Source organism: Paraburkholderia sp. SIMBA_027, from assembly GCF_046535315.1.
In the GTDB taxonomy this organism is placed as follows: Bacteria; Pseudomonadota; Gammaproteobacteria; order Burkholderiales; family Burkholderiaceae; genus Paraburkholderia; species Paraburkholderia tropica.
The window spans coordinates 1-257 of the sequence record NZ_JAWRWY010001035.1; the positions used below are offsets into that span (position 1 = coordinate 1).

The 257-nt window shown below is 63.4% G+C and carries 1 protein-coding gene; it reads right to left on the reverse strand.

Annotation, left to right across the window (positions count from 1 at the left end):
- A partial coding sequence (locus SB764_RS42260) for an anti-sigma factor family protein (RefSeq protein WP_410867073.1) occupies positions 1-222 on the reverse strand: 222 nt, incomplete at its 3' end.
- Positions 223-257 lie beyond the last annotated feature (35 nt).

The window sequence follows — 257 nt, forward strand, 5'->3', positions numbered from 1 at the left end:
GGCCGAAGGCGCTTGCAGGCGCTTGGGCACGGGCTCGCTCAGCACGCGGTCATAGCGTTCATGGAACATGTTAATCAGCGAGAAGTAATCGCTGACGCGCGTGGCCAACTCGGGACTCTGTTCGAGCGCGCGCTCCACCTCGACGCGGCGTTCGTCGGACAACGTGCCATCCACGTACGCGTGCAGGTCTTCTTCGCCGATCGGCATGTGTCGGTCGCTCATCGCACCACCTGTAATTTCGCACCGGGCTGCGTGCC